We start from the raw sequence: 23,419 nt of genomic DNA, 5'->3' as shown, positions 1-23,419 counted from the left end.
CAAATGCCGCTTCTGGTGATGAAATTCGGCGGCACCTCCGTCGCCACCCTCGACCGGATCGCGCGCGCCTCCAAACGGGTCGCGCGCGAAGTCGCGAACGGCTACGACGTGATCGTCGTTGTGTCCGCCATGTCCGGCAAGACCAACGAACTCGTCGGCTGGGTCGAGGAAACCTCGCCGCTCTACGACGCGCGCGAATACGACGCGGTCGTGGCGTCGGGCGAGATCGTGACCGCGGGCCTCATGGCGCTGCGTTTGCAGGAAATGGACATCCCCGCGCGGTCTTGGCAAGGCTGGCAGGTTCCGGTCAAGACCACCTCCGCGCATTCGGCTGCACGGATCGAGGATATCGGCACCGACGCGATCAACCAGAAATTCGGGGAAGGTTTCAAGGTCGCGGTCGTCGCGGGCTTTCAGGGCATCAGCCCCGAAGGCCGCGTGACCACGCTGGGCCGGGGCGGATCGGACACGACCGCCGTCGCCTTTGCCGCGGCCTTCGGGGCTGAACGCTGCGACATCTATACGGATGTGGACGGCGTCTACACCACCGACCCCCGGATCGAGGACAAGGCCCGCAAACTCGACAAGATCGCCTTCGAGGAAATGCTCGAACTGGCCTCGCTTGGCGCCAAGGTGCTCCAGACCCGCTCGGTCGAACTCGCCATGCGCTACAAGGTCAAACTGCGTGTCTTGTCGTCTTTCGAAGAATATGACCCCAATGCAGGCACGCTGGTCTGCGACGAGGAGGAAATCGTGGAACAGAATGCCGTCTCCGGTGTGGCCTATAGCCGCGATGAAGCCAAAATGACCCTGATCTCGGTGGCCGACCGCCCCGGCATCGCGAGCGCGATCTTCACGCCGCTCTCCGAGGCGGGCGTGAACGTGGACATGATCGTTCAGAACATCTCGGAAGAGGGTCGCACGGACATGACCTTCTCCTGCCCCACCAATCAGGTGAAGCGGGCCGAGGACGCGTTGGCCAAGGCGAAGGACGCAGGCGCGATCAACTTCCGCGAACTGGTGGCCGACACCGACGTGGCCAAGGTTTCGGTCGTCGGGATCGGGATGCGCAGCCACGCGGGCATCGCCGCCAAGATGTTCTCGGTGCTGGCGCGGGATTCGATCAACATCAAGGTCATCACGACCTCCGAGATCAAGATTTCGGTCCTGATCGACCGCAAATACATGGAGCTGGCCGTCCAGTCGCTCCACGACGCCTTCGAACTCGACAAGGTCTGACCGAACGGAGCGGGCGCGCCGCGCGCCCGCACTTTTTTAGCCGCGCCCCGGACGTTGTCCGGCGCACGGCGATCAGGGGGCCAGCCCCCTTGGTCTCATTTGCACGGCAAATGAGACCCACCCCCGAGGTATTCGGGAAACAGAGAAGCGAAAATCCGCGTTTCCATGACGGCGATGCCGCGCCTTTCGGCAGCGGCGCCAAGACGCGCCTGCCCTTACGGCAAACCCGACCACATACCAATGACGTCAGGAAAACGCTTTTCGGAAGGGGCGGCGGTGTGGTTTAACTCACTCGATTGCTTCAGGGGATACGGTTGAACAAGGAAACCTCTGCGACCGAAGAGCCGACCGAGTCGCGCAAGCTGCTCGGCAGGCTCCGGGAGGCGCTCGCGGCCGACGGCGCGGGACAGGAGAGGCTTGACCATGTCACCGAGATCATCGCGACCTCGATGGGAGTCGAGGTCTGCTCAATCTACCTGTTTCGCGATGCCGACACGCTCGAACTTTGCGCGACCGAAGGTCTGAAACCGGAATCGGTTCACAAGACCCGGATGCGGATGGGCGAAGGCCTTGTCGGCCGGGTCGCGCGCACCAAGCGGATCATCAACAGCCCCGATGCGCCTTCGGAACGGGGCTTTCGCTACATGCCCGAGACGGGGGAAGAGATATTCTCGTCCTTCCTCGGCGTCCCGGTGCAACGTCTTGGCGAAACCCTCGGCGTGCTCGTCGTCCAGTCCAAGGAAGCGCGCAAGTTCACCGAGGACGAGGTCTACGGCATGGAAGTCGTGGCCATGGTGCTGGCCGAGATGACCGAGCTTGGCGCCTTCGTCGGGGAAGGCGCGGCGCTGGCCGCCCTGCACCAGCGGCCTGCCATGTTCCGGGGCGGTTCGGGGCAAGAGGGCATCGCCGAAGGCCATGTCTGGCTGCACGAGCCGCGCGTCGTGGTCACGAACCCGATCGCGGACGACCCGCATGAAGAAGCGCGACGTCTGCGTGCCGCCGTGGACGACCTGCGGGTCTCCGTCGACGAATTGCTGGCGACGGCTCAGACCGCCGACAAGGACCAGATTCAGGTGCTGGAAGCCTATCGCATGTTCGCCAATTCGAAGGGCTGGATGCGGCGGATGGAGGAGGACATCTACCGCGGCCTGTCCGCCGAAGCCGCCGTGGAGAAAGAGCAAAGCTCGGCCCGCGCGCGGATGGCACAGGTGCCCGATGCCTATCTGCGCGAACGTCTGCACGATCTGGACGACCTGTCGAACCGGCTGCTGCGTATCCTGACCGGGCAAGGCGGCGACACCGGGGCCGAGATGCCCGAAGATCCGATCCTCGTGGCCCAGAACATCGGCCCCGGCGAGCTTCTGGAATACGGGCGGAGCCTGAAGGGCATCGTGCTCGAGGGCGGGTCGGTGGCGAGCCACGCCGCCGTCGTCGCGCGCGCGCTGGCCATTCCGCTGATCGTCAACGCCGAACGGATCACGACCGAGGCGCTGAACGGGGACGCGATCATCGTCGACGGCGATCAGGGCGTCGTCCATCTGCGCCCCGAAGACAGCGTGAGGGCCGCGTTCCGTGACAAGGTCGCGATGCAGGCGGAACAGCAGAAACGCTATGTCGGCCTGCGCGACATGCCCGCGACCAGTGACGACGGCAAGACGGTGTCGCTGGTGATGAACGCGGGCCTCATGGCCGATCTGCCCTCGCTCGAAAGTTCCGGGGCCGAGGGCGTGGGGCTATTTCGCACCGAATTGCAGTTCCTGATCCGCACCAACGTTCCGAAACGCGAGGAACTGGCGGCGCTTTATTCCCGCGTGATGGATGCGGCGGGTGGCAAACGGGTGGTGTTCCGCACGCTCGACATCGGGTCGGACAAGGTGCTGCCCTACATGAAGCCGCAGGACGAGCCGAACCCGGCCCTGGGCTGGCGCGCGATCCGCGTGGGGCTGGACCGCCCCGGCGTGATGCGGATGCAGTTGCAGGCGCTGATCCGGGCGGCGGCGGGGCGCAACCTGTCGGTCATGTTCCCGTTCATCGCGCAGTTCGACGAGTTCTCGGAAGCCCGCGCCTTGTTCTATTCCCAGCTCGAACGCGAGGAAAAGCTGGGCCACGTCATGCCGAAAACCGTCGAGGTCGGCGCGATGCTGGAGACTCCGTCGCTTGCCTTCGCACCCCGGCAGTTCTTCGAGGAGGCCGATTTCATCTCGATCGGCGGCAACGACCTGAAGCAGTTCTTCTTCGCCGCCGACCGCGAAAACGAACGTGTGCGTCGGCGTTACGACACGCTCAACACCTCGTTCCTGAATTTGGTCGATATGATCGTGCAGCGGTGCGGAGAGGCCGAAACGCCCCTGTCATTCTGCGGCGAGGATGCCGGGCGCCCGGTCGAAGCGGTCTGTTTCGCGGCGCTGGGGATGCGCACCCTGTCGATGCGGCCCGCCTCCGTGGGCCCGGTGAAGCATCTGATCCGGCGCACCGATCTGGGCGAATTGCGCGAAGTGATGGACACCGCGCGGCGGTCCGGATTGCAGTCCGTGCGCGAGCCGGTGATGCAGTACCTGTTCCGTCGCGAAGACTGAACGCTAGGGTTTTTCCGACATTTGGGCCGAAGACGGGTCGCATGAGGCCCGAAGAACCGGCTTTTCTGAACAATCAGCCTTTGGACCAGCGCGTGACCTTGCCCGAGATCCCCTCCCACGCGTTCGGGACGAGGTCATACCCCAGCACACGTTCCGGGTTCGTCGGCGGCGGCATTTCGACCCCGTCGAGTTTCTCGAAACCGAACCGGCTGTAATATGGCGCGTCGCCCACCAGCATGACCCGCGACCAGCCCTGATCGCGCGCGAGTTCGAGGCTGTGCTGGATGAGCAGCCCGCCCAGCCCTTCGCCCTGTCGCGTCGGGTGGACCGCGACCGGGCCGAGAAGCAGCGCATCGTGCCGCCCCACATGAACCGGCCAGAACCGGATCGCGCCGCCCAGAATGCCCTCCGGGTCGCGGGCGGTCAGCGACAGGCCATCGACGGGGGACACGTCGTCGCGCAGGCGGTAGGACGACAGCGCCTCTCGCCCCGGTGCGAAACACAGGTCGTAAAGGGCTTCGACCTCCCACCAGTCGGCGGGCGTTTCTCGGGCCAGCGTGAACAGCGCGCTTTCCTTTCTCCGGCTTCCACCCGCCTTAGCCCAATCCGGGGCGGGGTTGGAAGCCCTCGGGCGCCGGAAATCATGCGCGAAAACCGGATCGGCGCATTCCATTCCACCCGGGCACGCGGTAGCAATGGGCCAAGCGTTCGCGAGGTTTTCCAATGTTCTACCGCCCCGAAGACGGCCACGGCCTGCCGCACAATCCCTTCAACGCGATTGTCGCGCCCCGCCCGATCGGATGGATATCGACACGCTCGACGCGCAGCTACGACAACCTCGCCCCCTATTCCTTCTTCAACGCGGTCGCCTATACCCCGCCGCAGGTCATGTTCGCCTCGACCAGCGGCAAGGCCGACCGTGCGCGGGGCAAGGACACGCTCGGCAATATCGACCAGACCGGCGTGTTCTGCGTGAACGTGGTGGAATACGAGGCGATCAACGAAATGAACGCCTCCTCCGCGAGTCTTGCGGCGGGCGAGGACGAGTTTCCCCATGCAAAGGTCACCAAGGCGGCCTGCAACGAAATCGATTGTTCGCGTGTGGCGCTCGCCCCGGCCTCGCTCGAATGTCGGTTGAGCCAGCTTGTGCCGCTGGAGGGCGAAGACAATTACATGGTGATCGGGCGCGTCGTGGGCGTGCATATCCGCGACGATTGCCTTGTCGACGGCAAGTTCGACATCACGCGGTTCGGTATGGTCACGCGGCTTGGGTATCGCGACTACGCGGTCATTCGCGAGGCGTTCGAGCTGACCCGCCCGGACGATTGAGCATTCATTCCTGAATATCTCATCGTCGGTTTTCGCGAATTTCACCCCACGAGTGAATAGGTCAGAGTGTCTCCAGTGATAGGAGGCCAAAATGTCCCGCCGCCGCGCCCTCGAAACCCCGCAAATCGCCATGCTGCGCCTCGAAGGTGTGGCGTTGTTCGCCTTCGGCGTCGCCCTGTTCGCTTCGACCGGAGTAAGCTGGTGGCTCTTCGCCATCTTCCTTCTTGCCCCCGATCTTTCGGCCCTCGGGTATCTCGCGGGACCTCGGATCGGCGCATGGTGCTACAACCTCGGCCACACCTATACGCTGCCTGCCGCCCTGATCGGGGTCGGCTGGGCCACCGGCACGCCTCCGGCCCTCGCTTTCGGTTCGATCTGGCTGTGCCACATCGGAATGGACCGCGTGGTCGGCTACGGGTTGAAGCACCGGACAGCGTTCAGAAGCACGCATCTGTCGTTCTGAGGGGTCGCTTGGGGCGACGTCGGCAGAGCGTGATCGGGAATACTAGAATCCTAGTATTCTGGTAGGCGCCAAATCAGCGCAACCTGTTGGCAAATCGACACAAATTCACGCCCAACCTAACACGCCAGTCGGACTTTTCACCAGACCCGCACCCTCAGTGACCGCCCAGAATCCCCGTGCGCACCGAGTAATCGACCGCCACCTCGTAATCCGGGTCGTCGTCGCTATCGACCATCAGGTGCCCGGCGCGGGTGAGCAGCCGATGACAGTCGCGCGACAGGTGGCGAAGCTGGATCTGCTTGCCCGCCGCCTCGTATTTCGCCGCCACCGCCTCGATCGCCTGCAATGCCGACTGGTCGGCGACCCGACTGTCGGCAAAGTCCACGACGACCTTCGACGGGTCTTTGTCGATGTCGAAAAGCTCCACGAACCCGTCCGACGAGCCGAAGAAAAGCGGGCCGTTGACCTGATAGACCTTGGCCCCCTCGGGGGTCACATAGGTCTTGGCCCGGATGCGCGTCGCGTTGCCCCAGGCATAGGCCAGCGCCGAAACGATCACGCCCACGACCACGGCGACCGCGAGGTCCTGCCAGACCGTCACGGCGGTCACGAGCAGGATGACGAAGGCGTCGATGCGCGGCACGCGGGTCAGGATGCGGACCGAATTCCACGCGAAGGTGCCGATCACAACCATGAACATGACCCCCACCAAGGCCGCGAGCGGGATTTGCTCGATCAAGGGCGAGGCGAAAAGGATGAAGGACAACAAAAACAGCGCCGCGGCGATGCCCGCGATCCGCGTGCGCCCGCCCGATTTCACGTTAATCATCGACTGGCCGATCATGGCGCAGCCGCCCATGCCGCCGAAGAACCCGGTGACCACGTTGGCCGCGCCCTGCGCCACGCATTCCTGGCTCGCGCCGCCGCGCTGGCCGGTCATTTCACCGACGAGGTTCAGGGTCAGCAGGCTTTCGATCAGACCGATGGCCGCAAGAATCACCGCATAGGGCGCGACGATCTGGAACGTCTCCCAGGTGAGCGGCACGGCCGGAATCTGGAACGGCGGGAAGCCGCCCTTGATGTTGGCCATATCGCCCACGCGCGGCACGTCGATGCCGAAAAGGATGACGACCGCGGCCACCACCGCGATCCCGGCCAGCGGGGCGGGCACCACTTTGGTGATCTTCGGCATGAGCCAGATCACGGCCATGGTCAGACCGACGAGCGCGAGCATCACGACAAGCGGCAGACCGGTCAGCCATTCCCCGCCCGCAGCGCCATGCCCCGCCGCCTCGACCGTGCCGGGCACCTTGAATTGCGTCAGTTGCGCGAGGAAAATAACGATGGCGAGGCCGTTGACGAAGCCCAGCATCACCGGATGCGGCACCAACCGGATGAACTTGCCCCATCGCATCAGCCCGACGAAAACCTGAATGATCCCCATCAGCACGACGGCGGCGAACAGGTATTCGACCCCGTGATCGGCCACCAAGGCCACCATGACCACGGCCAAAGCGCCGGTCGCGCCCGAAATCATGCCGGGCCGCCCGCCGAGGATCGCGGTGATGAGACCGACGAGAAAGGCGGCGTACAGACCCACCAGCGGGTGAACCCCGGCGACGAAGGCGAAGGCCACCGCCTCGGGCACCAGCGCCAGCGCGACGGTCAGACCGGACAGAAGCTCGATCCTCAGCCGCGAGATGCTCAGGGGTTCTGTCGGGGCGAGGCGCAGATCGGGCGTCTCGATACGATTGGCAAAGCGTGCCAGAAGAGCTCGGGCCAAGGGTCACCTCGTTCGGGGGATCGTGTTCGCGGGGGTCGCTTTATCGCCGCGACGCAGAAAAAGCCACCCCCGACTGTTCCGAACGGTTCAGGTCAGGCCTTCGTGGTGAAGAAAAGCCGCACTGTGACCCATTCCCCGACGTAGTAGGCGCCGATCTTGCCCAAGGTCACGAACACCACCCATTCGGTCAGTGTGAGCCGCGACATCAGCACGGTGGCCGCCAGCGCGAAGATCGCGTTGCGCAGGGCGATGACCCACAGGGCCGTCACGATGAATTCGGGCGCCGCCGCCCACCGCGGGCAGAGCATGGCGTGATCGTCCGGCTCCCCCATGAGGACGGCGCAGGAAAACATCACGCCATACAGGATCGACCCGGCGATCCAGACCGACTGGACGATCCAGGCCTCGGCCGACAATCCCGCGACGACGATGATCGCAAGGACCAGAGACGTGAGGCCGAGGATGGTCACCCGATGCGCCCGGTCGTGGGCGCGTTTGTAGTAATCGGGCACGCGCCCGGCGATCCAGACGGTCGATCCGGCCGCCATGGCGATCCAGATCGGAAGGACCCCGCGCCCAAGCAGCGCGGGATCGAGATTTGCGAAGAAAGACCACGTGCCGAGCGTGACGAGCGCGGGTGCGAGGTCACGAGGGGGCGGTGGATTGATGGATTGTAAAGTGCTGAAGTTAAACATGAGATGCGCCTATTCCCGGATTCGGTCAGCAACTTGCCCCGATTGCGGCTTGTCTATGATCCGGCGGGCTGGTTCACTCGCCGGTGACATGAGGAGGCAGTCATGGACACGATGATCGGCGTGATCGGCGGATCGGGCCTTTACGAAATCGACGGGCTGGAAGGCGCGGACTGGGTCACGATCGAGACGCCTTGGGGCGATCCGTCGGACCAGATCATGACGGGCGTTCTGGACGGTGTGAAAATGGCCTTCCTGCCCCGGCATGGGCGCGGCCACGTCCACTCCCCCACCACGGTGCCCTATCGCGCCAACATCCACGCGCTGAAGTCGCTGGGCGTCACCGACATCGTCTCGGTCTCGGCCTGCGGGTCGTTCCGCGAGGACATGGCACCGGGCGACTTCGTGATCCTCGACCAGTTCATCGACCGGACCGTGGCGCGCGAGAAAAGCTTCTTCGGCACCGGATGCGTGGCCCATGTGAGCCTCGCCCATCCGATCTGCGAACGGCTGGCCGGGGCCTGCCTGACCGCGGCACAGGAGGCGGGGGTGACCGTCCACAAGGGCGGCACCTATCTGTGCATGGAAGGGCCGCAGTTCTCGACACTCGCCGAATCGAAACTCTACCGCGAGGTTTGGGGCTGCGACGTCATCGGCATGACCAACATGCCCGAAGCCAAACTCGCCCGCGAGGCCGAGATCGACTATGCCTCGGTCGCGATGATTACCGACTACGACAGCTGGCACCCGCACCATGGCGAGGTCGACATCTCCGAAATCATCGCCACACTCGGCGCGAATTCCGAGAACGCCCGCAACCTGATCGCAAAGCTGCCCAAGCTCTTGGGCGCGACGCGGGACACCTGCCCGCACGGGTGCGACACGGCGCTGGACTTCGCGATCATGACGGTCCCCGAAAAACGCGACCCCGATCTGGTCGCCAAACTCTCGACCATCGCCGGCCGCGTGTTGTGAGGATTGCCGCCGCCCTGCTCGCGGCCTGCCTTCCGGGTCTCGCGCTCGCACAGGAATTCGTGGAAGCGAACGGGCCGATGAGCGACGACGACTTCTACAACGCCGTCTCCTGCGGTGCCGATCCGGGCGGCGAATGCCGCAAGCCGCTGGTGAAATGGGATCGGCTCGGGCCGATCCGCATCGCCGTTCGCCAGATCGACGATGCCTATCTCGGCGGCAAGAAACTGCGGGCCGCCGCCGCGCTGGAACGGGCCATTCAGGCGCTCAACGGGGCCGATGCGGGGTTCCGGGTGGTCGAGGTCGACGCCGCGGCGGATGCCGAAATCGAGGTCTTTTTCTTCGACCTCGAACGCGGCGACCCCATCGCAGGCACCGGCATCGAAGGGGTCGACGGCTCGCCGCTTGGCGGTGCGTCGACCCGCGTGCTGTTCGAGCGCGAGACGGGGCGCATCCGCCAGGTCGCGATCATCTTTTCCACGACGCTTCAGATCCGGGCCTATGAAAGCGTGATGCTGGAAGAACTGACGCAGGCCATGGGGCTGATGACGGACATCCGAAATCCCTACTACGACGAAACCTCGGTGTTTTCGCAGGATACGAATGCCTCGACGGAACTGGGAGAACAGGACATCATGGCCCTGAAGCGCCATTACGCGCGCCCCTGACACTTCGGGAGGACCGCCATGAAACGCCTGATCTTCGCCCTTGCCGCCACGCTGACCACCGGCACCGCCGCCGCCGACGGGTTCGTCATGGGCGCGGGCCGATGGACCTGTGAACAGGTGCTGACCATCGCCGCGCAGGCCGAGGGGAGCGAGTTCGAGCAACTCGCGGGCTGGCTCATGGGGTTCTGGTCGCACGCCACGTTCCAGCGCGAAACCCGATTCATCGACATCGTCGAAGATGTCGGCGGGCGCGGCATTTTCGACGCCACGATGGGCGAATGTCAGCGTGCACCCGGCGACACGCAGCTTTATATCGTGAGCCGTTCGATGATCGAAAACACGAAGTGAGACATATGAAGACCGTCAAGGACTACATCCGCACCATCGTCGATTTCCCGCACGAGGGGATCATGTTCCGCGATGTGACCACGCTTTTTTCCGACCCGCGCGGGTTTCGGATGTGCATCGACCAGATTCTGAACCCCTATGCCGGCACGCGCATCGACAAGGTCGCGGGGCTGGAAGCACGCGGGTTCATCATCGGGGGCGCCATCGCGCACCAGTTGTCGGTGGGGTTCACACCCATCCGCAAGAAGGGCAAGCTGCCGGGGGCGACGCTGTCGCAGGCCTATCAGCTTGAATACGGCGAGGCGGTCATGGAAATCCATGACGACGCGATCCAGCCCGGCGAAAAGGTTCTGCTGGTCGACGACCTGCTGGCGACCGGCGGAACCGCGCAGGCGGGCATCCAGCTGATCGAGAAACTGGGGGGCGAGATCGTCGGCTGCGCCTTCATCGTTGACCTGCCGGAACTGGGCGGGCGTGCGAAACTCGAAGCGATGGGCATGGACGTGCACATCCTGTGCGAATTCGAGGGCCTGTAGAGGTTTCGTTAACACTTGTGCCGTAATCAGGGCGTGGTTTGTAGGAGCAAACCGCTGCTTGCATACGCACGTCCCCCCGTGCAGCGCCCCGCTCGTCCCCCCGGCGGGGCGCTCTTCGTTTGTGCGGGCATTTCTACCCTGAAACCTTTGCCGCGGAAAAGGTTTTCCTTTTAAAACAGGTAAATACCGAGAATTTCGTTAACGTGCCGCGCTTTACCTGTCGCGCAGCATGACACCCGGATTCATGATCCCTTTCGGATCGAGCGCCGTCTTGATCGCGCGCATCGCGGCCAGTTTGGCGGGGTCGCCATACCGCTCCAGATCGCCGACCTTGAGCCGCCCCACACCATGCTCGGCCGAGAACGATCCCTCCATCCCGGCCACCAGATCATAGACCGCTTCCGCCACCTCGGCGCGTCGGTCCATCACTTCGGCCCGCGCCACGCCTGCCGCCGGGAAGATGTTGTAATGCAGGTTGCCGTCGCCCAGATGCCCGAACGCGTTGATGCGAAAGTCCCCGACCTTCGCCACCGCCTGCCGCGCCCGGTCGAGAAAGTCCGGGATCGACGAGAGCGGGAGAGAGATGTCATGCGACGAGACCGAGCCGATGCGCCGGTTCGCCTCGGGGATTTCCTCGCGCATCTGCCACAACGCGCTGCGCTGCGCCTCGGACTGCGCGATGACGCCGTCCGAGACCAGCCCCGCCTCCAGCGCCGCTTCGAACAGGCCTGTAAGCGCCTCGTCCGGGTCGTCGCCAGCGCCGAGGCCAAGGTCGATCAGCACCGACCACTCCGGGATCGGGTCCATCGGGCAGCGGGCGGGGCAATCCGTTTCGAAAAGGAAGCGCGGCCCCTCGCCCGACATGAGTTCGAACGCGCTGATCCCCTGCCCGATCCGCGCGCCCGCGAGCGCGAGCAGGTCGAGCGCGGCAGCGGGGCTTTCGACGGCGAAAAGCGCGGTGCCGGTGCGGGCGGGACGCGGGAAAAGCCGCATGGTGGCCGCCGTGATGATGCCCAGCGTGCCCTCGGCCCCGATCATGAGGCCGCGCAGATCATAGCCGGTGTTGTCCTTGCGCAGCCGTTTCAGCCCGTGCCAGATCGAGCCGTCGGGCAGCACCGCCTCCAGCCCCAGACACAGCTCGCGCGTGTTGCCGTAGCGCAGGACGTTCACGCCGCCCGCGTTGGTCGACAGCACGCCGCCGACCCGCGCCGAGCCTTCGGAGGCGAGCGACAGGGGGAACAGCCGATCCTCGGCCAGCGCGGCGGCTTGTAGGTCGGCAAGGATCACGCCCGCCTCGACGATGGCCACGTTTTCCGCCGGGTAGACGCCGCGCACGCGGGTGAGCCGTTCAAGCGACAGGATCACCGGGCGCGGGCCGTCTTCCATGATCTGCCCGCCGACCAGCCCGGTGCCGCCGCCATAGGGCACGATCCCCACCCGCGCCTCGGCACAGGCGCGCACCACCTCGGCCACCTCGTCGGTCGTGCCGGGGGCGACCAGCAGCCCCTCGCCGCCCTGAAACAGACCGCGCGGCTCTTCGAGGTATCCGGGCGTCAGGTCGCGAAAGGCGGCGTCGGGCAGGCGCGTGCGCAGGCGGTCGGCGAATGCATCGTCGGCAGGAGTCAGGTCCGTCATGTCAGATGGATGGCACCGCGCAGGGCGCAGGGCAAGTCACTCGGTCAACAGGCCCGGTTGCAGGACCATGACGGTGGGGGTGCGTGGGAGCGTGTCCATCGACAGGGTGATCGACCCGATGCCCGCATCCACCACGTCGAACCCACCGGCCCGCATCCCGCCGATGAACCTGTCGAGCGTGTAGCGCCCGAACCAGTGCATCGGGATGACCACGCGGGCGCGAAACCGCTCCATCACCTCGATCATGCTTTGCGTGTCCAGCGAAACGCCGCCGTCCACAGCGGCCATGACCACGTCGAGCCGCCCGACCTCGGCATACTGGCCCGCGTCCGGCACATGATGCAGGTGTCCGAGGTGGCCGATGCAAAGACCGGCCATTTCGAAGACGAAGATCGAGTTTCCGTCCTCGACCCGTCCGTCAAAGGACCGGATGTCGGTATGCACGTTGCGGATGAGCGCCTCGCCCAGATCGAGTTCGTGCGCCTTGGGACCATCGGCATCGGCCCATCCCTGCAACACGTTCGCGATGTCGGGGTCCGGCGACATGGTGAAGTGGCTGATATGGGCGTTGTTCATCGTGACCACATCGGGGATGAGCCGCGCCCCGCCCTGATCGCCGGTGTAGTCGGTGATGAAATTCAGCCCGCCCGGCGTCTGGATCAGAAACGAGGCGTGTCCGACGTAAGAGATGCGCACGTTGTCCGCCGGAACCGCATCGACATAGTTGGCCTTGTGCAAAAACGGCACGCCCATGTCCTGCGCGAGCGCGTGACAGTGCGACTCGATCCGCTCCTGCGCGAGCGCAGGTGTGGCGACAAGGGTGAGGGCAGCGGCAAACCGGATCATCGACATGGCAGGCATCCTGACACGGATCACGGGCGCGTCGCCTCAACTCCGTGTGAGCGGCGTCAGGCCAGACGCATGCCCTGCCCTTCGACGATCCGCCCGATGACGACGCCGGTTTCCCCGGTCGCGTCGATCCGGGCCAGGCAATCGTCCACGTCTTCGGGCGCGACGGCGGCAAGGAAGCCCCCTGCGGTCTGGGGGTCGTGAAGAAGCGCCATGAGGTCGCCATCCCCGAACCCCGCAACCGGGGCGGCGGCCATGTTGGCGGCGTGGATCGTCGAGCGGACGCCCCGTGCCGCCAGCGCGCGGGCACCGGGATAGGTGGGCACGGCGGCAAGGTCGATCTCGGCCCCAACGTCCGAAGCCCGGCAGATCGCCGCGAGGTGACCGGCAAGGCCGAAGCCCGTCACGTCGGTCATGGCATGGGCCGGAGCAAGCGCGCGGGCCGTGTCGCCCTGCGCCCGGGCCATGCGGTTCAGCATGGCGGCCACGTCGCGGCCCTCGGCCACGCCCTGCATTTCGCCCGCGAGGATCGTGCCGGTGCCGATGGGCCGGGTCAGGATCAGCGCGTCGCCGGGGCGCGCACCCGCGACGGTGATCGGGTCGCGGTCGAGAAGGCCGGTGAGCGTGAAGCCCAGCACCGTCTCGGCCCCCATTGTGCTGTGGCCCCCCACGATTTCGGCCCCGGCCTGCGTGAACACCTCCTGCGCCGCGCCCATCATATCCTCGATCACGCGGGCCTGAAGCGCCTCGGACTGGCGCGGGACGGTGAGCGAGACGAGCGCGGCCTGCGGCTCGGCGCCCATCGCCCAGATGTCGCCCAGCGCGTGAATGGCCGCGATACGGGAAAAGAGCGCGGGGTCTTCGGTGAAGGCGCGCAGGTGATCGGTGGTCAGCACCTGCCGCGCGCCGCCGATGGCGAGCACCGCCGCATCGTCGCCGGGGCCGGTCAGCACATCGTCGCGCCGCGCGCCGGACCCGAGGCGGTCGAGCGCGGCCGAGAGCACCCCCGGCCCGACCTTGGACCCGCATCCGGCACACAGCATCTGCGCCTCGGACCCAAGCTCCTGCCGCACGCCTTGGGCGACCTGATCGGGGAGCGGCTCTGCGGGCATCTTGGGCAGATGGCGGAACCGATCCATGAATTTCTGGTCGATCCGGTTCTTCCAGCGCCAAAGGAGCGGGCCGGATACGGCGGCGGACCATTTGGTCGCGAGGGCGGACTTGCCGCCCAGCGAGACGAGTTTGAGAAAGTCGGACTGCGGCCGGAAGGATCGCAGGGCGCCGCCCGCCACGGTGGCCCGGAGGTTCGCCGCCAGCACCGGCGCGGCGCGCACCGCATAGACCCCGGCCTTGGGGCGCGGCGTTTCGATCAGGTGGGCGCAGTCGCCCACGGCGAACAGATCGTCATGGCCCTCGACCTGCAATGTCGGGCGGGTGCGCAGGAAGCCGTCTTCGGTGAGCGGCAGGGGGCTGGACGACAGCCAGCCGTGGGCAAAGGCCCCCGCCGCCCCGACGGTCAGGGCGGCGGGCACCCTGCGCCTCTCGGACAGGCGGACCGCCGTGTCGGTGACGCCCTCGACCGCTGCACCGGTCAGAACCGTGACGCCGTTCTGCGCCAGCCCACGGCGGACATGGCCCAGCGCCTTGGGGGTGAACCCGCTCAGGTCCGGGCCGGCCTCGATCAGTGTAACGGAAGGCGTGAGACCGGCGGCGCGCAGGCGGTGCGACATCGCCATGGCGAGTTCGCACCCCGCCACGCCGCCGCCGATCACGGCCACCTGCGGTGCGACCTCGCCCGCTTTGGCGCGCTCCACGAAGTCGGCCCAGCCCGAGGCGTAGCGATCCAGCGGCTTGGCCCCCAGCCCGTGATCCGCGAACCCCTCGATCCCCGGCATCTCCGCATGGATGCCCACGTCGATCGAGGCCACGTCATAGGCCACCCTGCGCCCGCTGCTCAGGCGGATGTTCTTGCCGACGGGGTCGATATGCTCCGCCGCGCCGAGGATCAGCCGCGCGCCCGCGAACCGCGCGAGTTTCACGAGGTCGATGTCCAGATCGTCGCGGGTGTAATGCCCCGCGATATGGCCCGGCAGCATTCCGGAGTAAGGCGCGGTCGGGCCGGGGTTGATGAGCGTCAGGCGCACCCCCGGCACCGGCTTCATCCCCCACATCCGGGCGGCGAGCGCATGGGCGTGGCCGCCACCGATGAGGACGAGGTCTCGGGTCAGAGGGATCTGGGGCTGCATGGGCTCTCCTTCCGTCCCCGTTTAGCGCAGGGTGCGGCCCTTGCCCATGCGGCGCGACGACCGAGACGGGGGAAGAGCGCGGATTTGATCGGGGTCAGGACGCGAGGCGGCGCGCCATGTTATCATCGGCGCACAAAGGAGATCACCATGCGCAAAATCGCCACGCTCGCCGCCGCGCTCGTCTTGACCGCAGCGCCCGTCCGGGCCCAGTCCTGCATTCCTTACGGCAATGACGGAATCAGTTCGATCCCCGGTCAGGTCATCGTCACCTATTCGGCGGAATGGTCGAATTTCGATCACTTCAACTCGTCCGGCAATCGGCTGACCACGGCGGGTCAGGTGCTTCAGCAGGACCGGGCGAATGTCCACAAGTTCGGAAAATCGACGGTCAGCGACAGCTATGACGGGTTCTTCACCACGGTCGAACGCCGCTCGCTTCTGTCACGGGCGACGGTGACGAGCTACTGCCACCTGAACCCGGCCGCCGCCCGCAACGCGCTGGTCAATTCCTCGCCCGTCGGGACGGTCGTGTTCTACCGCGCCTTCAATGGCAGCTATGTGGCCGTGGTGGATTTCGCGGGCTGACTAGCCCTGAAAAAACCGGCTGAGGCGCGCGAAACCGGGGATGTGGACCGAGGTGCCGCCATCCGCCGCGAAGGCCTGCCCGGTGATATAGCGCGCCTCGTCCGAGGCGAGGAACGCCACCAGATGCGCGATGTCGTCGGGCCCGCCCAGATAGGGTGTCAGCGTCTCTTCCTCGACCGTTTCGCGCAGTTCCTGCGGCAGGTGGGCGAGCGCGGCGGGCGTGCCGGTGAGACCCGGGAGCACCGCGTTGGCGCGGATGCCGCGCTTGCCGTGCGAGGTGGCGATGGAACGGGTCATCTGGATCACGGCGGCCTTGGACGATGAATAGGCCGCTTGGATGAGGTTGCCCTGAAGCGCGAGGTTGGAGGCGGTGTTGACGATCGACCCGGACCCCTGCGGCGACATGATTTTCAGCGCCTCGCGGCAAGCGATCATCGTGCCGCGCGTGTTGACGCGGTAGGTCGCATCCCAATCCGCGGTCGCCATATGTTCGATGTCGCCGTCGCGCTGCGCCATTTCGGCACTGAGGAGTGCCGCGTTGTTGTCGATCACATCGAGGCGCCCGAACCGATCCATCGTGGTGGCGAACATCGCCCCGATGCTGTCCTCGGAGGCGAGGTCGAGGTGGGTCGCGATGGCCTCTTCGCCAAGCTCATCGGCCAGAGCCTGCGCCCGGTCGAGGTCGATATCGGCCACGACGATCCGGGCGCCGTGCGCGGCCATGATCCGGCAGACCGAGGAGCCGATGCCCCCGGCCCCGCCGGTGACGATTGTGACTTTGCCATCGAGAGAATAGGCCATGTGCGGTCCTTTCGGCGGGGTCGGACCGGGGCGCTGCCCCGGACCCCGAGGTTTCTTGAAACAGAGAAGATCAGTCCGGGAAGTTCGCGGCCCGGAGGATTTCGACGATGAGGTCGTTCGGGTCGCGGAAGAAGAAGGCCACCGCGCGCGGGCGCGGGTCGCCCTCGGTCAGGACCGGGTCGGCCTCGTGCAGCATCGGTTTGCCGAGTTCGCGCATCAGGCCGACGATTTCGCAATCGGGCCGGGCATGAAGCAGTTCGAGCGCGATCTGCGGGTCTTCGACCGAGAAACAGGGATGCTTGGTGCCCTGCTCGCCAAGGTCGGTGTTGGGTTTCAGCCGATGCTCGGGCACGGGCCGCGAGCCGCCCTTCTGGAAGAACTCGAACCGGAAATCGTCGCGCCGCAGGAAGGCGAGGTGCGTGTCGATGGGTTCGAGGTAGCGGCGCTCCTCGACCTCCATGCCGAACACCTCGCCGTAGAAGGATATGGCGGTTTCGATATCCGCGACGGAGAAGCCGACGTGGTGGAACCTGAGATCTGGGAACGCGCCGTCAGACACCTGCCAACTCCTTGATCCGCTTGTCGTGTTCGGCAGTCTTGCGCGCGAGATTTGGGTCGAAGGCGCCGTCGGTGAGCACGAAGAGCATCCGCGTGATCCGGTCGGTGCGGTTCGTCCAGGCGTGGATCGTGCCGCGTTGAACGACCATGTCGCCCTGTTCGAGCACCACTTCGCTGTCGTCCAGAAGCAGGACGATCTGACCTTCGAGGACGATGCCGTAGTCGATGGATTCGGTCCGGTGCATGAGCGGGTGGCGGCCCGGAATCGTATGTTCGGCGTTTTCGCCCAGGCCGACCTTTTCGAACAGCGCGCGGGCGGTTTCCTTGTCGAAATCCGGCCCGTCCTCCCCTTCCGGCGGGATGTCGACCATGCGGATGATCGTGCCGTGCGGCGGCGGGGCGGTTTCGGTGTAGCGGTCGGTCGGCTCGGCTTCGGTCGCGGTGACCGGCGCAGGCGAGGCATCGGTGTGCCACAGCTCGTGAAACGCCAGTCCCGGCTGATGTTCGGGGCGAATCACGTTGGGCGGCGCGCCGTCCGACAGGACCACCGCCTTGCCCCTGTCGTCATGGCCCGTAACCACACGGCGCACGTTCTGGCTGACCATCGAAGCCTCCCTATTTGGTCGATCGACCAATTCTTGCAGTAAATTGGTCGATCGTTCAAGGTGGGTACAGAAATGTGCCTTCTTTCGCGCTCCGGCGGGGGCCGGATAAGGATGTGCCATTCAGTTGGGAGGACTTCATGTCGAACTATGACGTCGTGGTGATGGGGGCCGGTCACAACGGTCTGGTGGCCGCCTGTTACCTTGCCCGCGCGGGCAAGAAGGTGCTGATCCTCGAACGGCAGGAATGGCCGGGTGGCGGGGTCGTCACGCGCGAGATCAATACGCCGGGCTATCGGCACGATCTGCATTCGTCGGTGCACATCATGATTCAGGGCAATCCGATGATTACCGAGGACGAGCTGGACCTCATCGGGAAATACGGGCTGGAGTATCGCTACCCGGACGTCCCCTATGCCTCGCTGTTTCTCGATGGCGAAGTGCTCATCACCCCCAAAGACCTCGATCAGGCCTGCGCCAATATCGCCGAGTTCAACAAGAACGACGCGGTGACTTATCGCCGGTTCGCCGAGCGCGCGATGCGGATGCTGCCGATGATCATGTCGGGGTCCTACGCGCCGCCGCTGCCGTGGGGGCCGTTCATGGCGATGATGGACATGGAGGCCGAGGGGCGCGAGGTGCTGGACGCGATGAACCGCTCGTCGCTCGACATCATCGACAACGCGTTCGAGGACGACCGGGTCAAGCTGCACCTCATCAAGCTGGTGACCGAGAACCTGCAACTGCCCGACGAACTGGGCACCGGCATGGGCATCTTCATCATGCCCGGCATCATCCACCGATACGGGGTGAGCCAGCCGGTCGGCGGCTCGGGCGGGCTGACCGACGCGCTGGTGCGCTGCCTCGAGGATCAGGGCGGCGAGATCAGGCTGGGTGCCGAGGTCGACAAGGTGATCGTGGACTCCGGCGAGGCGAAGGGGCTGCGGCTGACCACGGGCGAGACCTTCATGGCCAAGGACGCGGTGATCGGCGCGATCCACCCGCATGTCCTGTCGAAATTCATCGACGGTCTGGACGAGGGCGTGAAGACCCGCGCGAAGAACGTGACGCTCTCGACCCAGTCGCTGTTCGTCAGCCACTACGACCTGCGCGAGCAGACCAAGTATCGCTATGGCGAGGACGTGACCGCCGCCGTCATGCTGGAATACTTCCCCTACAATACGCTGGAGCCGATGCTGAACGACTTCGACGACATCCGGCGCAAACGCATCCCGGCCCGCAGGCTTCTGGGCGGCGGGGACGAGACGCATGGCGACCCGTCGCGCGCGCCGGCGGGTGCCGGGATTTTCCACTCGATCACGATGGTGCCCTACAACATCGACGGCAAGGGGCCGGAGAAGTGGGACGAGGTCAAGGAGGACTACGCGGCCGAAACGCTGCGCCAATACGATCCGTTCATCTCGAACCTCGGGGCTGACAACATCATCGCGGCGTCGCACTGGTCGCCGCTCGACATGGAACGCTCAAGCCCGAACTCCTTCGTCGGTGGCGATATGCATGGCTGCGCGCCGTTCCTGTATCAGTCGATGGGACACCGCCCGAACCCGGACCTCGGCCAATACACGGTGCCGGGGGTCGAGGGGCTGTATCTTGTGGGGCCGTTCCAGCATCCGGGGGGCGGCGTGTTCGGCGCGGGGCGCGCGACCGCGCTGCGCATGTTCGACGACCTTGGCATCGACTTTGAACAGGTGATCGCATGAAACTGCTCGACAACACCGGCAAGGAACTCATGACCGTCTCGAAGATCGAGGCGGATGAGCGCAATTACCTCGTGGTGCGGGGGAAGATTTTCGGGGCGATGCCGATGACGGCGAAGCTGTCGCCGGAGGAGGCGCGCGCGGCGCTGAAGCTGCTCAACGCGCGCACGATCTGGTTCCTGCTGACGATCTGGTTCCGCAGCGCCAAGCCGCCGAAAAAGAAGGGCGCCAAGTGAACCGCGCGACGTTCGACGACTACATCGCCCGGTTCAACGCCCGCGACGCATCGGCCTTCGAGGATTACATCGCGGACGATATGGAGATGCTGAACGGCGCGCTGCGGTTCACCGGGGTCGCGGGGATGAAGGATCATTACCAGAACAAGATCTGGCCGGACTTCGACGAACGGCTGAACCCGCTGCGCTTCATCGGGAACGACGCGCATGTCGCGATCGAGATGCGGACGGAGTTCGAGGCGCTCGCCGACAACCCGGACACGCTGTTCGGCGCGGTCCGCAAGGGCGAGATGTTCGTCTATCACGGGCTCATCATGTATGACTTGCGCGACGGTCGGTTCACCAAAATCCAGGTGGCCTACAACAGCTTCACCAATATCAAGCTCGACGGCACCGAGATCGAAATGGGTCTGCCGCACTAGGCCGATGGACGGCGGGGGCGGGTTTTGGCATAGCTTTGGGCCATGCCCACCGAAACCGAGTTGCGCACCCTTCTGACCATTGGCGAACCGTCGCGCACGGGCGACGACCCGCGTCTGGCTGGCTTGTCGGATCTTGCGCGGCAGATGGGCGACGTGCCGCCGGACAAGGACGCGCCCGTGCGCGAGGTTCTGGCGCGGATGGGCGACAACTGGTCCGCGCTGATCCTGAAGGTTCTGGCGACCGGAACCTACCGCCACGCGACGCTGAAACGGGTGATCGCCGCGCTGTCGGCGGAGCGGGACATATCCCAAAGGATGCTGACCCTGCGCCTGCGCGCGCTGGAACGCGACGGGTTCGTGGCGCGGCGCGAGCATGACACCGTGCCGCCCCGGGTGGACTATGCGCTGACCGATCTGGGCCGGGGGCTGGCCGGGGAACTGGACCGCGTCATTCGCTGGATCGAAGCGAACAGCGCCGAGGTCGAGGCCGCGCGCGCCCGCTTCGGGGAATAAGTCAGCGCCTGCTATCGAAGCTTTCGATACCTGCGGTGGCGAAGGTCAACAGCGCCTCCTGCGCGGCCTCGAGGTTGTGGGCCGACACTTTGCCCCCGGTCAGGGTCGTCACACGCGCATGTTGCGACACGGTGGCGAGCATGGCGTGCAGGGCCATCACGAAGCCGCGGTTGAGCCCATCCGGATCGACGCCGGGCATCGCCTTCTGAAGCGCGGCGACGAAGGCCTGCGCGGTTTCGTCGAAATATCGGCTCAGAAGATGCATCCATTCGTCGCCCTCGCCCAGACGGGCGAGCACGCGGAAATAAGCGGGCCACCCCGGGTCGCCGGATTTGGCCATATCGAAGAGCGGACCGAAGAAAGCGCCCAGAATCTCACGCACGTCGGGGTTCTGCAACGCGTCGAGCCGCGCCTGACGCTCGGCGCACAAGATCGTTGCGCGACGCGCGACCACCTCTTCGAACAGGTTGTCCTTGGTCCCGAAGTGGTAAGAGGCGAGCGCCAGCGTCACCTCGGCCCGCGTCGTGATCTCGCGCAAGGAAACGGCCGCGAAACCCTGTTCCCCGAACGATGCCTCGGCCGCATCGAGGATTTTTTCGCGGGTCTGATCGCCGTTCTGGCGTGTCACCTTTTGCTTGCGTGCCGCCGCTGCCATTGGACCTTCCCCTGACTGTCCCTGCGACCTATCGACCAGACCGATACATCACCTTGGGATATGCGATTTTCCACTATTTGGTTGATTGTATAAATAAGCTTCAGCGAAATGCAAAGGAAGCGTGACGCGAGTCGCGTGGGGAGGAATGCATGTTTGACGACGGAGCCGCATCGGCTGTCGACATCCTGTCCGTCACCGGGCTTCAGAAATCGCTCGGATCGCGTTCGGAACGTCTGAAGATCCTAGGCGGGATCGAGTTCGCGGCCAAGCCCGGAGAATTCCTGACCATCGTCGGCCCGTCGGGCTGCGGCAAGACCACGCTTCTGATGTCGCTGGCCGGGCTTTACGTGCCCGACGAAGGTCAGGTGCTGTTTCAGGGCAAAGCGGTCGATGGGCCACCCGAAGGGCTGTCGGTCGTGTTTCAGGATTACTCCCGCTCGCTTTTGCCGTGGAAGCGCAACATCGCGAACGTGCTCTTCGCGATGCGGCGTCTGAAGGCCACGAAAGAGGAAAAGCGCGCCATCGCGATGGAAATGCTGGAAGCGGTGGGCCTCAAGGGGTTCGAGGATCGCTATCCGTGGGAGCTGTCGGGCGGGATGCAACAGCGCGTGGCGATTGCGCGGGCGCTGGCCACGCGGTCCAAGCTGCTCTTGCTGGACGAACCGCTCGCCGCCGTGGACGCGCAGACCCGCGCGGACATGCAGGACCTGCTGCTCAGGCTTGCCAAGCAATTCAACAAGACCTGCATCCTCGTCACCCACGATGTCGAGGAAGCCGTCTACATGGCCGACCGGATCGTCGTTCTGTCGAACCGCCCGACCCACGTCGTCGAAGAGATCGAGGTGCCGCTGGCCAAGCCCCGCGACCACCTCACAACCCGCGAGGACCCGGAGTTCCTGCGCATCCGTCACGAGGTGATCGAGCGCATCCGGTCGTTCAAGCGATCCTGACCTGACAGGTCAAGTCCCGCCAGCCGCGGGTATCATTCCGAGGGAGGAAACCATGAAAAAACGTAACTTTCTGAAAGGTGTGGCGCTGGCCGCGCTGACCGCCGCCGCGCCCGTCGCAGCCCTTGCGATGGACACGGTCAAGGTCGCCTACATGAAAATCCCGCCGCTGGTGTCGATCAAATACGCCATCGACAGCGGGATCATGGAGGCGCACGACCTCAACATCGAACTGACCGTGGTGAACGGCGGGCCGGAGCTTATGACCGCGCTTGCGTCCGGCTCGGCCGACATCGGCCAGACCGCCGCCGGGATCGCGCTTCTGGCCCGCTCCAAGGGTCTGCCCATCGCCGTCTTCGGCACCGGCGACACCGAGCGTCAGCCCGATTACAACCACAACTGGCTGATCGGCACGGAAGAGGCCGGGACCACCGACCTCAAGTCGCTCGAAGGCAAGACCATCGGTGTGGTCGCCAAGAACTCGCCCGCCACATTGGCTTTCATGAGCCACATGGTCGCCGCTGGCGCTGACCCGAGCACGGTCGAATTCGTCGCCCTGCCCTTCCCGCAGCTTCCCTCGGCGCTCGAGGTCGGCAATGTGGACGCCGTGCATGTCGGTGAGCCGTTCCACGGCATGATCATGTCGTCGGACAAGATCAACGCGGTCGAGCTTGCCAATGGCCTGATCCATTCCGACGAAGGCACGGAATACGCGCTCGGCGCTTGGTTCGCGCAGGACAAGTGGCTGGCCGAGAACGAGGACATCGCGAAACGCTTTCTCGCGGCGATGGAGCAGTCCTACCGCGAACTGGTCGAGGACCGGTCCAAGGTCAACGCGATCCTGATGGCGGAATTCGGGATGCCGGAAGGCGCGGCCAACGCGACCCCGCTGCCGCTCAAGGCGAAAAGCTTCACAACCACGATCGACCAGTACGAGCCGCTGCTGGAGCAGATGGTGCTGACCGGCATGATCGAAGACGGCAAGCTTGACCTGAACGACGCCGTGCGCGCCGTCGATTACAAGTAAGCCAAGGCCAAGGGGCGAC

General features: G+C 65.3%; 25 protein-coding genes. 15 read left to right on the top strand and 10 right to left on the bottom strand.

Going from position 1 to position 23,419, the window contains the following annotated elements:
* The first annotated feature begins 3 nt into the window (after window positions 1-3).
* Together RB2654_RS19500 and ptsP are read left to right on the top strand one after the other, a co-directional pair.
* Window positions 4-1,239, top strand: a complete 1,236-nt coding sequence (locus RB2654_RS19500; protein ID WP_008335015.1) for an aspartate kinase — start codon at window positions 4-6, stop codon at window positions 1,237-1,239.
* Window positions 1,240-1,553: 314 nt separating this feature from the next.
* Window positions 1,554-3,815: a phosphoenolpyruvate--protein phosphotransferase gene (gene ptsP, locus RB2654_RS19495; RefSeq protein WP_040885308.1), complete on the top strand. Its 2,262-nt coding sequence runs from the start codon at window positions 1,554-1,556 to the stop codon at window positions 3,813-3,815.
* 73 nt (window positions 3,816-3,888) lie between these two features.
* Here ptsP and RB2654_RS19490 read toward each other — a convergent pair whose 3' ends face one another.
* On the bottom strand, window positions 3,889-4,380 hold the full coding sequence (locus RB2654_RS19490; protein ID WP_040885879.1) for a GNAT family N-acetyltransferase: 492 nt from the start codon (window positions 4,378-4,380) through the stop codon (window positions 3,889-3,891).
* Window positions 4,381-4,538: 158 nt separating this feature from the next.
* Here RB2654_RS19490 and RB2654_RS19485 point away from each other — a divergent pair, with 158 nt between their 5' ends.
* A complete protein-coding gene (locus tag RB2654_RS19485) occupies window positions 4,539-5,144 on the top strand; it encodes a flavin reductase family protein (RefSeq protein ID WP_008335012.1) in 606 nt (201 codons plus the stop codon).
* 91 nt (window positions 5,145-5,235) lie between these two features.
* Entirely contained in the window at window positions 5,236-5,607 is a 372-nt protein-coding gene (locus RB2654_RS19480) for a DUF4260 domain-containing protein (protein ID WP_008335011.1), read from the top strand.
* Window positions 5,608-5,761: 154 nt separating this feature from the next.
* On the opposite strand, the gene RB2654_RS19475 is transcribed toward RB2654_RS19480, so the two are convergent.
* Window positions 5,762-7,390, bottom strand: a complete 1,629-nt coding sequence (locus RB2654_RS19475; RefSeq protein WP_008335010.1) for a SulP family inorganic anion transporter — start codon at window positions 7,388-7,390, stop codon at window positions 5,762-5,764.
* A 92-nt stretch (window positions 7,391-7,482) separates the two neighbouring features.
* Entirely contained in the window at window positions 7,483-8,085 is a 603-nt protein-coding gene (locus RB2654_RS19470; RefSeq protein WP_040885306.1) for a hypothetical protein, read from the bottom strand.
* Window positions 8,086-8,187: 102 nt separating this feature from the next.
* Here RB2654_RS19470 and RB2654_RS19465 point away from each other — a divergent pair, with 102 nt between their 5' ends.
* Genes RB2654_RS19465 through RB2654_RS19450 form a run of 4 tightly spaced genes read left to right on the top strand, consistent with a single transcriptional unit; the run spans window position 8,188 to window position 10,606 of the window.
* The gene (locus RB2654_RS19465; protein ID WP_008335008.1) at window positions 8,188-9,057 is read left to right on the top strand and encodes an S-methyl-5'-thioadenosine phosphorylase; all 870 of its coding nucleotides are present in this window, start codon (window positions 8,188-8,190) and stop codon (window positions 9,055-9,057) included.
* Window positions 9,054-9,722, top strand: a complete 669-nt coding sequence (locus RB2654_RS19460; protein WP_008335007.1) for a DUF2927 domain-containing protein — start codon at window positions 9,054-9,056, stop codon at window positions 9,720-9,722. The genes RB2654_RS19465 and RB2654_RS19460 overlap by 4 nt, the downstream gene beginning before the upstream one ends.
* A gap of 18 nt (window positions 9,723-9,740) precedes the next feature.
* Window positions 9,741-10,070: a hypothetical protein gene (locus RB2654_RS19455; RefSeq protein ID WP_008335006.1), complete on the top strand. Its 330-nt coding sequence runs from the start codon at window positions 9,741-9,743 to the stop codon at window positions 10,068-10,070.
* A complete protein-coding gene (locus RB2654_RS19450; protein WP_187432405.1) occupies window positions 10,067-10,606 on the top strand; it encodes an adenine phosphoribosyltransferase in 540 nt (179 codons plus the stop codon). The genes RB2654_RS19455 and RB2654_RS19450 overlap by 4 nt, the downstream gene beginning before the upstream one ends.
* A 213-nt stretch (window positions 10,607-10,819) precedes the next feature.
* On the opposite strand, the gene RB2654_RS19445 is transcribed toward RB2654_RS19450, so the two are convergent.
* Genes RB2654_RS19445 through selD form a run of 3 tightly spaced genes read right to left on the bottom strand, consistent with a single transcriptional unit; the run spans window position 10,820 to window position 15,336 of the window.
* Window positions 10,820-12,241: an FAD-binding oxidoreductase gene (locus RB2654_RS19445; RefSeq protein ID WP_008335004.1), complete on the bottom strand. Its 1,422-nt coding sequence runs from the start codon at window positions 12,239-12,241 to the stop codon at window positions 10,820-10,822.
* A gap of 36 nt (window positions 12,242-12,277) precedes the next feature.
* Window positions 12,278-13,093, bottom strand: coding sequence for an MBL fold metallo-hydrolase (locus RB2654_RS19440; protein WP_008334999.1), 816 nt, complete (start codon window positions 13,091-13,093; stop codon window positions 12,278-12,280).
* A 56-nt stretch (window positions 13,094-13,149) separates the two neighbouring features.
* Window positions 13,150-15,336, bottom strand: coding sequence for a selenide, water dikinase SelD (gene selD, locus RB2654_RS19435; RefSeq protein ID WP_008334998.1), 2,187 nt, complete (start codon window positions 15,334-15,336; stop codon window positions 13,150-13,152).
* 147 nt (window positions 15,337-15,483) lie between these two features.
* Here selD and RB2654_RS23740 point away from each other — a divergent pair, with 147 nt between their 5' ends.
* Window positions 15,484-15,921 (top strand): hypothetical protein, encoded by a 438-nt coding sequence (locus RB2654_RS23740; RefSeq protein ID WP_008334997.1) that lies wholly within the window; start codon window positions 15,484-15,486, stop codon window positions 15,919-15,921.
* Here the strand turns inward: RB2654_RS23740 and RB2654_RS19425 are convergent, their stop codons facing one another.
* The 3 genes from RB2654_RS19425 to RB2654_RS19415 form a co-directional block, all read right to left on the bottom strand.
* Complete coding sequence (locus RB2654_RS19425; RefSeq protein ID WP_008334996.1) at window positions 15,922-16,722, bottom strand: SDR family NAD(P)-dependent oxidoreductase; 801 nt, start codon at window positions 16,720-16,722, stop codon at window positions 15,922-15,924.
* A gap of 70 nt (window positions 16,723-16,792) precedes the next feature.
* Window positions 16,793-17,281 carry a VOC family protein gene (locus tag RB2654_RS19420; RefSeq protein ID WP_008334995.1) on the bottom strand — a complete coding sequence of 163 codons (489 nt, stop codon included), beginning with the start codon at window positions 17,279-17,281 and terminating at the stop codon, window positions 16,793-16,795.
* Window positions 17,274-17,885, bottom strand: a complete 612-nt coding sequence (locus RB2654_RS19415) for a cupin domain-containing protein (protein ID WP_008334994.1) — start codon at window positions 17,883-17,885, stop codon at window positions 17,274-17,276. The genes RB2654_RS19420 and RB2654_RS19415 overlap by 8 nt, the downstream gene beginning before the upstream one ends.
* Before the next feature lie 137 nt (window positions 17,886-18,022).
* Between RB2654_RS19415 and RB2654_RS19410 the strand changes: the two genes are divergently transcribed.
* Genes RB2654_RS19410 through RB2654_RS19395 form a run of 4 tightly spaced genes read left to right on the top strand, consistent with a single transcriptional unit; the run spans window position 18,023 to window position 20,771 of the window.
* A complete protein-coding gene (locus RB2654_RS19410; RefSeq protein ID WP_008334992.1) occupies window positions 18,023-19,603 on the top strand; it encodes a phytoene desaturase family protein in 1,581 nt (526 codons plus the stop codon).
* Window positions 19,600-19,836, top strand: coding sequence for a hypothetical protein (locus tag RB2654_RS23480; protein ID WP_008334991.1), 237 nt, complete (start codon window positions 19,600-19,602; stop codon window positions 19,834-19,836). Before RB2654_RS19410 ends, RB2654_RS23480 begins: the two co-directional genes overlap by 4 nt.
* Window positions 19,833-20,258 (top strand): nuclear transport factor 2 family protein, encoded by a 426-nt coding sequence (locus tag RB2654_RS19400; protein WP_008334990.1) that lies wholly within the window; start codon window positions 19,833-19,835, stop codon window positions 20,256-20,258. Before RB2654_RS23480 ends, RB2654_RS19400 begins: the two co-directional genes overlap by 4 nt.
* A 42-nt stretch (window positions 20,259-20,300) precedes the next feature.
* Complete coding sequence (locus tag RB2654_RS19395; RefSeq protein WP_008334989.1) at window positions 20,301-20,771, top strand: winged helix-turn-helix transcriptional regulator; 471 nt, start codon at window positions 20,301-20,303, stop codon at window positions 20,769-20,771.
* A 1-nt stretch (window position 20,772) separates the two neighbouring features.
* On the opposite strand, the gene RB2654_RS19390 is transcribed toward RB2654_RS19395, so the two are convergent.
* Complete coding sequence (locus RB2654_RS19390; protein WP_008334988.1) at window positions 20,773-21,426, bottom strand: TetR/AcrR family transcriptional regulator; 654 nt, start codon at window positions 21,424-21,426, stop codon at window positions 20,773-20,775.
* Between the two features lie 149 nt (window positions 21,427-21,575).
* Here RB2654_RS19390 and RB2654_RS19385 point away from each other — a divergent pair, with 149 nt between their 5' ends.
* Entirely contained in the window at window positions 21,576-22,376 is an 801-nt protein-coding gene (locus RB2654_RS19385; protein ID WP_008334987.1) for an ABC transporter ATP-binding protein, read from the top strand.
* 52 nt (window positions 22,377-22,428) lie between these two features.
* On the top strand, window positions 22,429-23,400 hold the full coding sequence (locus RB2654_RS19380; protein ID WP_008334986.1) for an ABC transporter substrate-binding protein: 972 nt from the start codon (window positions 22,429-22,431) through the stop codon (window positions 23,398-23,400).
* Window positions 23,401-23,419: the final 19 nt, after the last annotated feature.

The sequence above is a fragment of the Maritimibacter alkaliphilus HTCC2654 genome (assembly GCF_000152805.1).
Taxonomy (GTDB): Bacteria; Pseudomonadota; Alphaproteobacteria; order Rhodobacterales; family Rhodobacteraceae; genus Maritimibacter; species Maritimibacter alkaliphilus.
The sequence above is the reverse complement of the archived record's forward strand: the minus strand, read 5'-3'. Positions and strand labels throughout refer to the sequence as shown.

What these genes read in the sequence shown, in the direction of transcription:
- RB2654_RS19500 (WP_008335015.1), top strand. Translation starts at nt 4, where the DNA reads ATGCCGCTTCTGGTGATGAAATTCGGCGGCACCTCCGTCGCCACCCTC.
- RB2654_RS19485 (WP_008335012.1), top strand. Translation starts at nt 4,539, where the DNA reads ATGTTCTACCGCCCCGAAGACGGCCACGGCCTGCCGCACAATCCCTTC.
- RB2654_RS19480 (WP_008335011.1), top strand. Translation starts at nt 5,236, where the DNA reads ATGTCCCGCCGCCGCGCCCTCGAAACCCCGCAAATCGCCATGCTGCGC.
- RB2654_RS19470 (WP_040885306.1), bottom strand. Translation starts at nt 8,085, where the DNA reads ATGTTTAACTTCAGCACTTTACAATCCATCAATCCACCGCCCCCTCGT.
- RB2654_RS19465 (WP_008335008.1), top strand. Translation starts at nt 8,188, where the DNA reads ATGGACACGATGATCGGCGTGATCGGCGGATCGGGCCTTTACGAAATC.
- RB2654_RS19455 (WP_008335006.1), top strand. Translation starts at nt 9,741, where the DNA reads ATGAAACGCCTGATCTTCGCCCTTGCCGCCACGCTGACCACCGGCACC.
- RB2654_RS19445 (WP_008335004.1), bottom strand. Translation starts at nt 12,241, where the DNA reads ATGACGGACCTGACTCCTGCCGACGATGCATTCGCCGACCGCCTGCGC.
- RB2654_RS19440 (WP_008334999.1), bottom strand. Translation starts at nt 13,093, where the DNA reads ATGTCGATGATCCGGTTTGCCGCTGCCCTCACCCTTGTCGCCACACCT.
- selD (WP_008334998.1), bottom strand. Translation starts at nt 15,336, where the DNA reads ATGCAGCCCCAGATCCCTCTGACCCGAGACCTCGTCCTCATCGGTGGC.
- RB2654_RS23740 (WP_008334997.1), top strand. Translation starts at nt 15,484, where the DNA reads ATGCGCAAAATCGCCACGCTCGCCGCCGCGCTCGTCTTGACCGCAGCG.
- RB2654_RS19425 (WP_008334996.1), bottom strand. Translation starts at nt 16,722, where the DNA reads ATGGCCTATTCTCTCGATGGCAAAGTCACAATCGTCACCGGCGGGGCC.
- RB2654_RS19415 (WP_008334994.1), bottom strand. Translation starts at nt 17,885, where the DNA reads ATGGTCAGCCAGAACGTGCGCCGTGTGGTTACGGGCCATGACGACAGG.
- RB2654_RS19410 (WP_008334992.1), top strand. Translation starts at nt 18,023, where the DNA reads ATGTCGAACTATGACGTCGTGGTGATGGGGGCCGGTCACAACGGTCTG.
- RB2654_RS23480 (WP_008334991.1), top strand. Translation starts at nt 19,600, where the DNA reads ATGAAACTGCTCGACAACACCGGCAAGGAACTCATGACCGTCTCGAAG.
- RB2654_RS19395 (WP_008334989.1), top strand. Translation starts at nt 20,301, where the DNA reads ATGCCCACCGAAACCGAGTTGCGCACCCTTCTGACCATTGGCGAACCG.
- RB2654_RS19390 (WP_008334988.1), bottom strand. Translation starts at nt 21,426, where the DNA reads ATGGCAGCGGCGGCACGCAAGCAAAAGGTGACACGCCAGAACGGCGAT.
- RB2654_RS19385 (WP_008334987.1), top strand. Translation starts at nt 21,576, where the DNA reads ATGTTTGACGACGGAGCCGCATCGGCTGTCGACATCCTGTCCGTCACC.
- RB2654_RS19380 (WP_008334986.1), top strand. Translation starts at nt 22,429, where the DNA reads ATGAAAAAACGTAACTTTCTGAAAGGTGTGGCGCTGGCCGCGCTGACC.